Genomic DNA, 13,417 nt, shown 5'->3' on the forward strand with positions numbered 1-13,417 from the left:
CCTTGAAAGCTCGGCCCCCATGGGCGATGTCTAGGGCGTAACTACCCGAGGCGCGCATGGCCCTGCCGGTCAAAACACAAATGAAATACTGGGGCGTCGCTTCGGCGGTGTTCCTGATTGCCCTTTGGTTTTTGGGCGATGTGATTCTGCCCTTCGTACTCGGCGGCGCGATTGCCTATTTTCTCGACCCCGTCGCCGACCGGCTTGAGGCGATGGGCTGTTCGCGCGCCCTGTCTGTCGCCATCATCACGCTGATCGCCCTTTTGATCTTTGTGATCATGGCCTTGCTGGTTTTGCCCACCTTGGTGGAACAATCCATCGCCTTGTTTAATGTTGCCCCGCAACTGGCCAAAGATCTGCAGGCATTTCTGACATCTCACTTTCCGCAGTTGCTCGATGCGGATTCGACCGTGCACAAAACGCTGCTCTCTCTGGGTGACACCATCAAGGAACGCGGCGGGCAGTTGCTGAACTCGATCCTGACCTCTGCCGCCTCGATTCTGAACATCATCGTACTTTTTGTGATCGTGCCGGTGGTTGCCTTCTACCTGCTTTACGACTGGGACAATATGGTCGCCAAGGTGGATGAGTTGCTGCCCCGCGATCACGCCCCGGTCATTCGCCAACTGGCACGGGACATCGATGAGACATTGGCCAGTTTTATCCGCGGCATGGGCACGGTCTGCCTGATCCTGGGCACATATTACGCGGTTGCGCTCATGGTGGTTGGGCTTCAATTCGGCCTTGTCGTCGGCGCCTTTGCCGGGCTAATCACCTTCATTCCGTATGTCGGCGCTTTGTTGGGTGGGGCTTTGGCCATTGGGCTGGCACTGTTTCAGTTCTGGGGCGACTGGCTTTCGATCGGCCTTGTGGCTGGCGTTTTCATGCTTGGACAAGTGATTGAAGGCAACGTGCTGACACCCAAGCTGGTGGGCAGTTCGGTTGGCCTGCATCCGGTCTGGTTGATTTTTGCACTGTCGGTCTTTGGCACTCTTTTCGGTTTTGTCGGTATGCTGGTCGCGGTTCCGGTGGCAGCAGCCATTGGTGTTCTGGCGCGGTTTGCCATCGGGCAATACAAGGACAGCCGTCTCTATCGCGGGCTGGACAAGCAGGACAACGCCTGATGGCCCAACAGTTAAGCTTTGATTTGCCAGTGCGTCAGGCACTGGGGCGAGAAGATTTCTTTGTGTCACCCGCCAATGCGGCGGCTGTCGGCATGATCGAAGGCTGGCAGGGATGGGCGGCCCGCAAGCTGGTGCTGACAGGCCCGGCCGGATCGGGCAAAACCCATCTGGTTCATGTCTGGGCCGCGTTGTCAGACGCGAAAATCGTCGCGGCACAGGCGCTTTCCGAGGCGGATATACCTGCATTGGCATCGGGCAATATCGCGGTCGAAGATGCCCAAACCCTGGCCGGAGATCGTGACGCGGAAGAAGCGCTGTTTCATCTGCACAATCTTGCCCTTGCCGAAGGTCACGCGCTGCTGATCACCGCCAGCAAACCAGCACAGCACTGGGGCGTGCACCTGCCCGATCTGACCAGTCGGATGCAGGGCACCGCAATGGTGGCGCTGGAGGCGCCAGATGACACCCTGCTGACTGCCGTGCTGATGAAACTTTTTGCCGACCGGCAGATTTTCCCCGCGCCCGAAACTATCCCCTATCTGATCCCGCGCATGCCCCGGTCCTTCGCAGCCGCGCGCGCCGTTGTAACAGCCCTTGACGAAGCGGCGCTGGAACACGGTCGCCCGATCAATCGCACCCTTGCCCGTCAGGTGCTGGACAAGTTGGCCGTCTAGCGGCAAACTCGACATCTTCCTGTTACAGCCACCGAACAAAAAGGCATCCATGTCACACGCCGATTTCCTCAAATTCCCCCTGCCCGAACCGGTCGATTTGCCGGACATGGACATCACCGGCCCGGCGCGGTTCTACAATCGCGAACTTAGCTGGCTGGGGTTTAACTGGCGGGTGCTGGAAGAGGCGCAGAACGCGCGTGTACCTCTGCTGGAGAGGCTACGGTTTTTGTCGATTTCGGCCAATAACCTGGATGAGTTCTATAATGTGCGCGTGGCCGGCCTGCGCGAATTGGCACGGGCGGGCAACACGACCCCAGCTTTTGACGGGCTGACCCCGGCCGAGCAGCTGGTGCTGATCAACGAAGATGCCCGCAAACTGTTGCAGACCCAGCAATCCACGTATGAAAACCTCCGCCGTGAGCTGGAGGCCGAGCGTATCACGATCCTCGATAGCTCTGATGTCGGCGACGAGGATCGCGAAATGCTGGCCGATGTCTTTCTGAACAAGGTGTTTCCGGTTCTGTCGCCGCTGGCCATCGATCCGGCGCACCCGTTCCCGTTCATCCCGAACCTCGGTTATTCGCTGGCGCTGCAGCTTGAGCGCAAGAAAGATAAGCGCCCGTTGCAGGCGCTGCTGCCGATCCCCGCACAGATCAACCGCTTTGTCACCTTGCCCGCGCCCGAGGGTGCCCACCGCACCCTGCCGCTGGAAGAGTTGCTGATCCTGCATCTGGGCAGCCTGTTTCCGGGTTACAAATACAAAGGGCATTGCTCCTTCCGGGTCCTTCGCGACAGCGACCTTGAGGTCGAGGATGAAGCCGAAGATCTGGTGCGCGAGTTCGAGGTTGCCCTGAAACGCCGCCGCCGTGGCGAGGTGGTGCGGATGAAGATCTCGACCGGCGCGCCGCAGGACCTGCGCGATGTGATCATGGAAGAGTTGCACGTCAACCCCGACGAGGTGGTCGAGGTCGAAGGCATGATCGGCTTGCGGGATCTTGGTGAACTGGTGCTCGAAGACCGCCCCGATCTGCTCTGGCCGTCCTTCACCCCCCGCGTGCCCGAGCGGGTGCAGGACCATGACGGTGATATGTTCGCCGCGATCCGACAGAAGGACATGCTGCTGCACCACCCGTATGAGACATTCGATATGGTCGTACGCTTCCTCAATCAGGCGGCGCGCGATCCCGATGTGGTGGCGATCAAGCAGACGCTTTATCGCACTTCGAAACTCTCACCGATTGTCGAGGCGCTATGCGAGGCCGCCGAAGACGGCAAATCCGTCACCGCTTTGGTCGAGCTGAAAGCGCGTTTCGACGAAGCTGCGAATATCCGGCAGTCCCGAAGGCTGGAACGCGCCGGTGCACACGTGGTTTATGGTTTTCTCGACCTCAAGACCCATGCCAAGATCAGCACCGTTGTGCGCCGCGAAGGCGACAATCTGGTCACCTACACCCATTACGGGACCGGCAACTACCATCCTATTACGGCCAAGATATATACCGATCTCAGCTTTTTCACCTGCGATGCCACGCTGGGACGCGATGCCACCAAGGTGTTCAACTTCCTGTCCGGGTATGCGCAGCCGGAGACGCTTGAAAATCTGGCAATCTCGCCGCTGTCACTCAAACAAAGCCTGCTGGATATGATCGGCGCCGAGGCCGATCACGCCCGCGCCGGAAAACCGGCCGAGATCTGGGCCAAGATGAACTCGCTGATCGACCCGGATGTGATCGACGCGCTTTATGCGGCCAGTCAGGCGGGGGTGAAGGTCAATCTGGTGATCCGCGGCATCTGCGGGCTCAGGCCCGGCATCAGAGGATTGTCTGAAAATATCCGCGTCAAATCCATCGTCGGGCGGTTTCTGGAACATTCCCGGATCGTTTGCTTTGGTAATGGGCATGGGTTGCCGCACAAAAAAGCGCGCGTATTCATCAGCTCGGCGGACTGGATGGGCCGCAATCTGAACCGCCGGGTCGAGACGCTGATCGAGATCGAAAACCCCACCGTCAAAGCACAGATTGTCAGTCAGGTGATGGCTGCCAATATGGCCGATGTGGCGCAAAGCTGGGTCATGACCAGCGATGGCCGTTTCACCCGCACGCCTATCCCTGAAGGCGAATTTGCCTTCAACTGTCACCGTTTCTTCATGGAAAACCCTTCACTTTCGGGCCGTGGTTCGGCGGGCGCATCAGATGTGCCCAAACTGACCCATACCGAAGATTGACCACTTTGCGTGCCTGTCGCATACAGGGCGGGTTATTTTCCGAGGGGTAACATGGACGGCAGCAAAGATACCGATCACGGCGATGGCGGTCCGTTTGGCAGGCCGCTTTTCGACAAGCCTTCGGCACGCGCGCTCAGCCGGGTCGGCGTGGTCGATATCGGGTCAAACTCGGTCCGGCTGGTTGTGTTCGATGGCGCAGCACGTAGCCCGGCCTATTTCTTCAACGAAAAGATCATGTGCGCCCTTGGGGCGGGCATGTCCGAAACCGGACGTTTGAACCCCGAAGGCCGCGAACGCGCCTTGGCCGCAATCACCCGGTTTCAGTTTCTGGGCGACAGCATGGGCACCGGCCCGCTGACAATGGTGGCGACGGCGGCCGTGCGCGAGGCCAAGGACGGCCCCGAATTCTGCGCCGAGGTTGAAGCCGCCACCGGCGTCAAGGTGTGGGTGATCGACGGGCGTGAAGAGGCGCGGCTGTCGGCGCAGGGCGTTCTTCTGGGTTGGCCCGGATCTTACGGTTTGGTCTGTGACATCGGCGGGTCGTCAATGGAACTGGCCGAGATTAACGGCGGGCATGTAGGCAAACGCGTCACCTCATCGCTCGGCCCGCTGAAGCTGCGCGACATCGCGGGTGGCAAACGCGCCCGCAAGGCCCATATCGAGGCCACTCTGGCCGAGATGCATGCCAAAATGGGTCCGCAAAACAACCGGCTTTTTCTTGTCGGCGGCTCATGGCGGGCCATTGCCAAGATCGACATGGAGCGACGCGGTTACCCGCTGCACGTCCTTCATGAATACCGCATGTCTGCGAAATCCGTGCGTGACACGGCGCGGTACCTTGAGCTTACCAATCTCGAAGAACTGCGCCAGCGCGCCGGGGTGTCACCCGCCCGGATGGCGCTGGTGCCCCATGCCGCCGAGGTGCTGCGCGAGATCGTCAAAACCTTCAAGCCACGCGATATCGCCATTTCCAGCTATGGCATCCGTGAGGGCCTGCTTTATGAGCAGATGCCCCAACAACTGCGCGATCGTGATCCACTGATCGAGGCCTGCCGATTTGCCGAATCCAAGGATGCCCGAGTGCGCGGCTTCGGCAAGGTGGTCTATAATTTCATCATGCCGCTTTTCAAAAATGTTGGCCCCGAAAAACGCCGCCTGATCAAGGCCGCAAGCCTTCTGCACGATGTCAGCTGGCGTGCCCATCCCGATTACCGGCCCGAGGTTTGTTTCGACAACGCAACACGCGCCAATCTGGGCGGGCTGAAACATTCCGAACGGGTGTTTCTGGGTTTGGCCTTGCTGCATCGGTATTCCAACAAACGCGAGGGCACACGGTTTGAAAACCTCTACGGTCTTCTCAGTCATGAAAAGCAGCAACAGGCCGAAATTCTGGGCAAGGCGATGCGGTTCGCCGCCATGCTCTGGTTGAGCGAGGATGCAGATCTTGGCGAGATGCGCTGGCATCCTCGCAAAAGACTTCTTGAGCTTCGCCTGTCATCCGAGGCCATGCCGCTTTTTGGTGAAGTGGCGCAAGCGCGGTTCATGTCTCTGGCCACATCGCTGAAAGCCCAGACGTTGATCACGCCACCGGGCAAATAACGGCGATTAGAGTTCGATTTCACCGTCGGGTAACTCTTCCGACGGCTCCAGCGGGATCTTGCGGCGCAGGACGATATCACCATTGGGCAACATCTCGGGCGGATGATAGGCGCTCAGATCATCGATTTTGCCCAGCAATTCGGCCAGCGCTGGCCCCATCTCATCCACAAAGCTGCGTAGCGCGGGCTGCATTTCGTCCGCGAACCCCTGAAGGTCGTCCAGGGTCGGCTCCATTTCTTCCATGATGCCGCGAAAAAACAGCTTCGCACCCTCTTCCATCAGCGAAAAGCCACCATCGCTTTCGGCTTCCTGCGCGTGAAGCGGCAAGGTGGCCATAACCACCGCTGCAAGGGTCAGGTGTATCTGTCTCATCCCTCTCATATAGGGGGTGCAGGTGGCAAAATGAAGTCAGATATCGAGATCAATCGTCACCGGGAAGTGATCGGAGGCGGTAATCAGCGCATCGCGCAGCTCGGGCATCTTCCAGCAATTCGGATCGTCAAACGGATGCCAGATGCGCCAGACCGGTGCTTTGTCGCGCAATCCGGGAGAGACCATGATGTAATCCAAAAGTGCTTGAATATAGCGCTTTTCGGAGGACAGATAAAACCGCGATGTGGTGTTGATCGCACCGATCCGCCGTTGCAGCGCACGGCGCGCATGTGGGTCAAAAAGGCACATGCCCGGCGCGGCCCCCTCGCCCATGATAATCTCGACCGACGAATGCCCAAAGAGGTTTTCATATTCGTCCAGCCCCGGCCCGTCGTTCATATCGCCCAGAACGATCAGATGTTCGTCCACCTCAAGATGTGCCTCAATCCGTTGCCTCAGCCAGACCGCCTGCGCCTGCTGCTTGCGTCGGTTGGCGATGGCCTTGCGCATGATCTCGTCCCGGCTGCGCGCGCCATGCGGCGCCTTGGATTTCAGGTGGGCCCCGATGAGGCGTAGTTCGGTGCCCTTGGCCGTGGTCACCGCAACCTCGAAGGGCGGCTTCGAGAAGGTCACCAGATCCTCTGTATTGTCGATATCCAGATCAATCCGGAACACCCCGTCAAAGCGCGGCGCATCGCGCGACCCTTTCTTGCCCGTCTCGGTGCCGACGGGATCGTGCCGCGCGGTCAGCATCGCGGGATCATAGAGTAGCGCAATTTCCTGCTGGGTGTCGTTCTCAAAACCCACCAGCGCGCGATTCGCCCTGAGGCCCATGAGGCGGGCGAAATTTTCCAGCGCCTTGGTCGTCGCTTGGCTGCCATTGTGATCAGGTGCTTCGATAATCATGACCGCATCGGCATCTATCGCATTGAAAACGATACCAAGCGCTGCCAGTTGATCAGAGCGTGTAACATCATGGCGCCGCGACCATTCGCCATCGTCCAACGGGTTGCCGTCCGGATCAAAAAGCGCGTTGAACCACTCCACATTGTAGGTGGCAATCCGCATATCAGCCCCTTTCGTTAATCTCTTCCCAGGCGCGATTGATATCCACCAGTCGTTTCTCGGCCAGTTTGATTGCCTCTTCCGGCACCCCCCGCGCCATCATCCGATCCGGGTGGCTTTCACGAACCAGACGACGCCAGACAGTGCGGATGTCTTCGATCAGCGTATCTGGCGTAACCCCCAACACCACATAAGGGTCAGGTGTCGCATCAGGCACAAAACGACTGCGAATACCGGCGAACTCGGGTGTCGGGATTTCAAATATCTCGGCGACGCGTTCCAGAAACAGGTCTTCATTCGGATGATACACACCATCCGCCATCGCGATGTGAAAAAGCCCTTCCATCAAGTCATGAAGTGCCGCGGTTTCATCGCCGAACATACCCCTGATGCGGGTGGCGTATTCTTCGAAACCGGCCACGTCCTGCCGTGCCAGATTGAACACTTTCGCAGCGCCTGCCTCGTCCGGCTGGGCGATCTGAAACACTTCGCGAAAGGCGGTTACCTCGTCGCGCGTGACCAGCCCGTCAGCCTTGGCCATCTTGGCGCTCAGCGCAATCACCGCGATGGTGAAGGCCACGCTGCGCTCGGGCGGGGTGCGCAGCCGGTCAAAAATCGCGCTTAACCCTTCGCCGCTGGCCAGCGCCGCAAGCGCCTCGGATATGCGTGTCCAGATCGACATGAGAGGCACCCTATCGGCTTTGAGGCATATTGTCAGGCAGCGCTTACAGCAGTTTCTGCATGAAAATCAAATCCATCCAGCGTCCAAACTTGTAGCCGGTTTCCGGAATTGATGCCACTTGCCTGAACCCAAGATGAGCGTGGAAAGCGATCGCACCGGTATTTTCGCCGCTAATACAGGCGATCAACGAATGGACTCCGCGTTGCCGTGCGTGATCTTCCAGCGCGTGCATAAGCAGCCGCCCTGCCCCTTGTCCCTGCACGGCCGGGGTTAAGATAATCGTGTGCTCCATACATCGCGCATATCCCGGCCCAGCCCGAAACTGGGTATAGGTCGCATGTCCGCACACCTCGCTTCCCTCACACACAACAAGATACGCTTTGCCCTCTTTTTGACGAGCACCGATCTCTTGGGCCAGCTGATCGGGATCTCGTTCCTTTGTATTGAAGGTGATGGAGGTTTCGCGGATAAGCGGATTCCAGTAGGCAGCAATTTCGGGGGCGTCGGCGGCCCGTGCATCGCGGATGATCACGACAGCACCCTCAGCCCGCCGGGTGTTTCAATCTCGGCGCACAGGCCCGGGCTGCCGATTTCAAAAATCACGCGGTCATCGGCCAGCGTTTTCGCCAGCGCGGCGCGCAGGTCGTCAACGTGCGGATGGCTGACGATCAGCCGTTTCAACCGACACCCCGAGGCAGCCAACCGATTGGCCGGATGCGCCTGCCCTTGCCATTCGATCAATGCGGGAAAGCCGCCATCAAAGGGCAGCACGCCATCCTCTGGCACCGCCATTTGCCAGTGCAGGTCACCCCGCGCCAACGCAACCGGGACGCCCGCGCCGGGATGCTCTGCCAACGCGGTGCCCAGAGATGCGGTGCGGCAAATCCAGTTGGTCAGCCGGGGCGGCCCGGCAAAGCGATCCAGATCGAACCAGCGCGGATAACTCGGCGGCGGGGCCAAAGGATCAATCGCGATCACCTCAAGATAAAGCCCATCGTCCAGCCCAAGCAGCAGGTTATGCGTTCCGAAATGCGCGTGCTGTCCGCCGGGTTGCAGCATCACACCCAAGGCTTCCTCAACCTGCGCCCGCCCCTTTTCCAGTGTCTCAGCGGCGACAGCCAGATGATCCAGCGTCAGCATCGCCCTATTGCCCATAGTTAATCAGCGCCCAGAGCGTCCACAACGCCACCAGAACTGTCGGATAGAAGCTGGCAGCAAACCCAAAGGCGCGCAACGGCGGGGAGGCATGATACCCACCCCAGAATAGCAGGCGCATGATCGCGAAATTGATACCCAGCACCACGATCACGCCCGGGCCGTCACCGGCCAGGATGACCGCCGATGCGGGCCAGATACATAAAGCTAGCACCAATTGCTCAACAGTATTGCTCAGCACGCGCTGGTCGATTGCTGCGGCGCTGTCCAGCGCAAATCGCTCTCCATCAATGAGCTCATCGTCAAAAAAACGCCGCTGCGCCAATCGCCCCGCCATCAGCAGCATCACGATGCCCGGCGGCAGAAACGCTGTCATGATCGTTGGCATCAGCGTGAAGACAGGTAGTGAAACGAAACTCGCCGCACACCAGAGCAACCCCGCCGACCATATCAGGCCCACGATCATTCCGGTCAGAATGGATTTGCGTTTACTCATGACGAGGGCGGCTCCCACAGTTCGATATTGTTGCGCTCGGGGTCAGTGATACGGGCAAAACGCCCGATCTCTGGGTTGTCCCATTCGTCGGGTCGCGTTTCTACTGCAATGCCCGCCTGCGAAAGTGTCTTGATGAGATCGTCAAGGCCCTCTACCCGCAGGTTCAACATCCACTCCCGGTCAGCGGGCCAGTAATCAGTGCCTGCATCAAACGGCGCAAACACCGACATTCCTTCCTGCTGCGGCCACGGGCCAAAGCTGGTGACGCCCAGATGTTCCGCGTACCACGCGGCCAGCGCCGCCGGGTCCTTGGCGCGAAAGAATACGCCGCCGATACCGGTGACCCTGCCGGTCATGTCACGCCTGCGCTTCGCGGATCAGGCACAGGATGTTCTGGGCGGCATCCGGGATATTGGTGCCCGGCCCGAAGATCGCCTTAACGCCTGCTTTCTTGAGGAAATCGTAGTCCTGCTGAGGAATGACACCACCGCAGATTACGATGATATCGCCTGCGTCTTTTTCTTCCAGCACCTTGATCAGTTGTGGTGCGAGCGTCTTATGACCCGCCGCCTGAGAGGAAATGCCGATCACATGCACATCATTGTCGATGGCATCCTGCGCGGCCTCTTCAGGGGTTTGGAAAAGCGGGCCGACATCAACATCGAACCCGATATCGGCAAAGGCGGTGGCAATAACCTTGGCGCCCCGGTCATGCCCGTCCTGACCCATTTTCACCACCAGCATGCGCGGGCGACGACCCTCGGTTTCGGCAAAGTCCTCGACCGATTTCTGGATCGCGGCGAAGCCCTCGTCGCCCTCGTATGCGGCGCCGTAAACACCGGCAAGAGTTTTAACCTCGGCGCGGTGGCGTCCGAATTCCTTTTCCATCGCCATGCTGATTTCTCCTACTGAGGCCCGTGCGCGCGCGGCCGCGACCGCCGCTGCCAACAGGTTTCCACCTTCTGTCGTCTGCCGTGTCAATTCGTCCAGTGCTGCCTGACAGGCCGTCTCATCCCGGCTGGTGCGGATTTTCTCAAGCCGCGCAATCTGTGCGTCACGCACCTTAGCATTGTCGATATCAAGGATATCGATCGGATCTTCATTATCCTTGCGGTATTTGTTGACCCCCACGACAACCTCGTCACCCCGGTCGATCATCGCCTGCCGCATGGCAGCACTTTCCTCGATGCGAAGCTTGGGCATGCCGCTGGCCACGGCTTTGGTCATGCCACCCATCTCCTCGACCTCTTCGATCAGTTTCCAAGCCTCTTCGGCCAGATCGGCGGTAAGCTTTTCGACGTAGTAGCTGCCCGCCAGCGGGTCGACCACATTAGTAACCCCGGTTTCTTCTTGCAAAATCAACTGGGTATTCCGCGCAATACGAGCGCTGAAATCCGTGGGCAGCGCGATGGCTTCATCCAAAGCATTGGTATGCAGCGATTGCGTCCCGCCCAGCACCGCACTCATCGCCTCATAGGCAGTTCGGATCACGTTGTTATATGGGTCCTGCTCCTGCAACGACACGCCGGATGTCTGGCAATGGGTCCGCAGCATTTTCGAGCGTTCGTTTTTGGCGTCGAACTCGGTCATGATCCGATGCCAGAGCAGCCGCGCCGCCCGCAGCTTGGCCGCCTCCATGAAGAAATTCATGCCAATGGCGAAGAAGAAACTCAGCCGCCCGGCGAACTTGTCCACGTCCATTCCGGCCTCAATCGCCGCACGCACATATTCACGACCATCCGCCAGCGTATAGGCAAGCTCTTGCACCAAGTTCGCACCGGCCTCCTGCATGTGATAGCCGCTGATCGAGATCGAATTGAATTTCGGCATCTCGTTCGAGGTGAATTCAATGATATCACTGACGATCCGCATGCTGGGTTCGGGCGGGTAGATATAGGTGTTGCGCACCATGAATTCTTTCAGAATATCGTTCTGGATGGTGCCCGACAGGACCGATTTGTCATGGCCCTGCTCCTCGCCTGCGACGATGAAGCTGGCCAGAACCGGAATCACCGCGCCATTCATCGTCATGGAGACACTGACCTTATCGAGCGGAATTCCGTCAAACAGGATTTTCATGTCTTCGACCGAGTCGATGGCCACACCGGCCTTGCCCACGTCGCCGACGACACGCGCATGATCGCTGTCATAGCCCCTATGCGTCGCCAGATCGAACGCGACCGACACCCCTTGCTGGCCTGCGGCCAGGTTGCGACGATAGAAAGCGTTCGATTCCTCGGCCGTCGAAAAACCCGCATATTGGCGGATCGTCCAGGGACGCCCGGCATACATCGTGGCTTTTACACCCCGTGTGAACGGCCCGAAACCGGGCAGGCTGCCCATATGGTCAAGCCCGGCAGTGTCCTCTTCTGTATAAAGCGGCTTGACGTCGATGCCTTCGAGGGTTTTCCACGTCAGATCATCCAGAGGCCGCCCCCTGAGTTCTTTTTCAGCCAGATCACGCCAGTCGTCGGTTTTCTTTCCCATCAGCTTGTCCTCTTGTCGCGTCATCGACGGGTGGGTGTCTCCCCGCCTTCGCCGATGCGGTTTCATCGATTAATGTCGCCAGCCCATCAGCACCCGCCCGCAGCCAGAACAGATCATCTGCGTAGGCTTCGCGCAGGGCCATGATCTGGTCCCTGTTGAATGGATACCAGCGTCCTTCGCCCGCTGGCAAAACACCGGGGTCTTCGCCCCGTTCCTTCAGAATCTTGCGCAATTCGCTCAGGCTTGGTGCCCGGTTCAGCTTTTCGCGCGCATGGGTAACTGGCAGACCCGTCACCCCCGTCATAGCCATCAACCGCTGCTCGGGCATGCCGCCGAACACCTCGTAGGGCTGCACCTGGATTTCTATCTCAGGCACAGCGCAGGCCAGATCAGTGATCACATCGCGCCATTGACGCCGGGCGTTCGCAAGCGCTGCAACTGCCGCACTGCAGATGGCCGGTTGGCCACGCTTAACGCATAGTGCTGCGACCGAACTCCAATAGATATCCTGCGACCGAATTGACAGCACCAGTCGCGAGATGCGCCCACCAAAAATCTGCGAATACCGTGCCATCCGCTCGCCAATTGCACCGTAAAGCTGGCGATCATGCAGGTTTTCGTACGGGGTGCCAATGACGTTTTCATCACTGACCACCAGATGCATTATTCCGCGTTCATATATCTGATCCAGATGCGCTACGATCTGCGCCTGTGCTTCGGCAATCTGTTCCTCGCGGCTTTCACGCGTCCCTCGGGATATGTGACCGGTCAATATTTCATCTCGCGCGCTCAAGGGTCCCCAAAAACCCACACCCCGCCGTTCCAGCCGGGCGATATTAGCGCGCATATAGTGCTGGAAACTGGTTGAGGCCGTACGGTGGGCCCCCAAATGCAATATTACATCCATAGTCGGCGCACCTTTGGCTGCTGCACTGGTATATGGGTCACTGGACAGGTCATGCGCGGCATCCTAGCCAATGAATGCTATCGGTGAGATTAAAGTTACAATTTTCGCGGAACTGCGCGCGATTCCTGTTCGCAATCCCGGCGCACCCACTTATATTCCAACAGACAGGAGAGGCGATGAAACAACTCTTACCCCTTGTTTTTCTGATATATTCAGCGGTCGGCGTTGCTGCGCAGGACGCCGAAACGTCAGACGAAACCTTCGAACACCCCCGCATCGTTTCCGGGGAAACGGCAGATTTGAATGAATTTTTATGGTTAAATCGGCCCCTTATCGTGTTCGCCGACAGTCCGGCTGACCCGCGGTTTATCCAGCAGATGGAATACTTATCCGCCCGGCTGGACGCGCTGGCCGAGCGCGATGTGATCGTGCTTGTGGACACCAATCCGACAGCCGATGGCACATTACGCAAGAAACTGCGGCCTCGTGGCTTCATGCTGGTGCTTATCGGCAAGGACGGCACAAAGTATCTGCGCAAACCCTTCCCCTGGGACGTGCGCGAAATCACCCGCGTCATTGACAAGCTGCCGTTGCGCCAGCAGGAAATCCGTGACGGTCTTGGCGGCAGCTGA

General features: G+C 58.9%; 14 protein-coding genes. 5 read left to right on the forward strand and 9 right to left on the reverse strand.

Going from position 1 to position 13,417, the window contains the following annotated elements:
• The first annotated feature begins 56 nt into the window (after positions 1-56).
• From LC334_RS10505 to LC334_RS10520, 4 genes are read left to right on the forward strand one after another with little or no spacing between them, the layout of a single operon-like run.
• Positions 57-1,124, forward strand: a complete 1,068-nt coding sequence (locus LC334_RS10505) for an AI-2E family transporter (RefSeq protein ID WP_085800531.1) — start codon at positions 57-59, stop codon at positions 1,122-1,124.
• The gene (locus tag LC334_RS10510) at positions 1,124-1,798 is read left to right on the forward strand and encodes a P-loop NTPase family protein (RefSeq protein ID WP_085800530.1); all 675 of its coding nucleotides are present in this window, start codon (positions 1,124-1,126) and stop codon (positions 1,796-1,798) included. The genes LC334_RS10505 and LC334_RS10510 overlap by 1 nt, the downstream gene beginning before the upstream one ends.
• A 49-nt stretch (positions 1,799-1,847) precedes the next feature.
• Positions 1,848-4,022: an RNA degradosome polyphosphate kinase gene (locus LC334_RS10515; protein WP_085800529.1), complete on the forward strand. Its 2,175-nt coding sequence runs from the start codon at positions 1,848-1,850 to the stop codon at positions 4,020-4,022.
• A gap of 51 nt (positions 4,023-4,073) precedes the next feature.
• Positions 4,074-5,621: a Ppx/GppA family phosphatase gene (locus tag LC334_RS10520; protein WP_085800528.1), complete on the forward strand. Its 1,548-nt coding sequence runs from the start codon at positions 4,074-4,076 to the stop codon at positions 5,619-5,621.
• Positions 5,622-5,627: 6 nt separating this feature from the next.
• Here the strand turns inward: LC334_RS10520 and LC334_RS10525 are convergent, their stop codons facing one another.
• Genes LC334_RS10525 through LC334_RS10565 form a run of 9 tightly spaced genes read right to left on the reverse strand, consistent with a single transcriptional unit; the run spans position 5,628 to position 12,785 of the window.
• Positions 5,628-5,993, reverse strand: a complete 366-nt coding sequence (locus LC334_RS10525) for a hypothetical protein (RefSeq protein WP_085800527.1) — start codon at positions 5,991-5,993, stop codon at positions 5,628-5,630.
• A 36-nt stretch (positions 5,994-6,029) separates the two neighbouring features.
• Entirely contained in the window at positions 6,030-7,061 is a 1,032-nt protein-coding gene (locus tag LC334_RS10530) for an endonuclease/exonuclease/phosphatase family protein (RefSeq protein ID WP_085800526.1), read from the reverse strand.
• Position 7,062: 1 nt separating this feature from the next.
• Complete coding sequence (locus LC334_RS10535) at positions 7,063-7,740, reverse strand: TerB family tellurite resistance protein (protein WP_085800525.1); 678 nt, start codon at positions 7,738-7,740, stop codon at positions 7,063-7,065.
• A 43-nt stretch (positions 7,741-7,783) separates the two neighbouring features.
• On the reverse strand, positions 7,784-8,272 hold the full coding sequence (locus LC334_RS10540; RefSeq protein WP_085800524.1) for a GNAT family N-acetyltransferase: 489 nt from the start codon (positions 8,270-8,272) through the stop codon (positions 7,784-7,786).
• Positions 8,269-8,880: a VOC family protein gene (locus tag LC334_RS10545; RefSeq protein WP_085800600.1), complete on the reverse strand. Its 612-nt coding sequence runs from the start codon at positions 8,878-8,880 to the stop codon at positions 8,269-8,271. Before LC334_RS10545 ends, LC334_RS10540 begins: the two co-directional genes overlap by 4 nt.
• 4 nt (positions 8,881-8,884) lie before the next feature.
• Entirely contained in the window at positions 8,885-9,391 is a 507-nt protein-coding gene (locus tag LC334_RS10550; RefSeq protein WP_085800523.1) for an MAPEG family protein, read from the reverse strand.
• Positions 9,388-9,747 (reverse strand): VOC family protein, encoded by a 360-nt coding sequence (locus tag LC334_RS10555; RefSeq protein WP_085800522.1) that lies wholly within the window; start codon positions 9,745-9,747, stop codon positions 9,388-9,390. The genes LC334_RS10550 and LC334_RS10555 overlap by 4 nt, the downstream gene beginning before the upstream one ends.
• A 1-nt stretch (position 9,748) precedes the next feature.
• Positions 9,749-11,878 carry a methylmalonyl-CoA mutase gene (gene scpA, locus LC334_RS10560; protein ID WP_085800521.1) on the reverse strand — a complete coding sequence of 710 codons (2,130 nt, stop codon included), beginning with the start codon at positions 11,876-11,878 and terminating at the stop codon, positions 9,749-9,751.
• Positions 11,850-12,785, reverse strand: coding sequence for a hypothetical protein (locus tag LC334_RS10565; RefSeq protein ID WP_085800520.1), 936 nt, complete (start codon positions 12,783-12,785; stop codon positions 11,850-11,852). The genes scpA and LC334_RS10565 overlap by 29 nt, the downstream gene beginning before the upstream one ends.
• 176 nt (positions 12,786-12,961) lie before the next feature.
• Here LC334_RS10565 and LC334_RS10570 point away from each other — a divergent pair, with 176 nt between their 5' ends.
• Complete coding sequence (locus LC334_RS10570) at positions 12,962-13,417, forward strand: DUF4174 domain-containing protein (RefSeq protein ID WP_085800519.1); 456 nt, start codon at positions 12,962-12,964, stop codon at positions 13,415-13,417.

This window comes from Roseovarius aestuarii (assembly GCF_019966515.1).
Taxonomy (GTDB): Bacteria; Pseudomonadota; Alphaproteobacteria; order Rhodobacterales; family Rhodobacteraceae; genus Roseovarius; species Roseovarius aestuarii.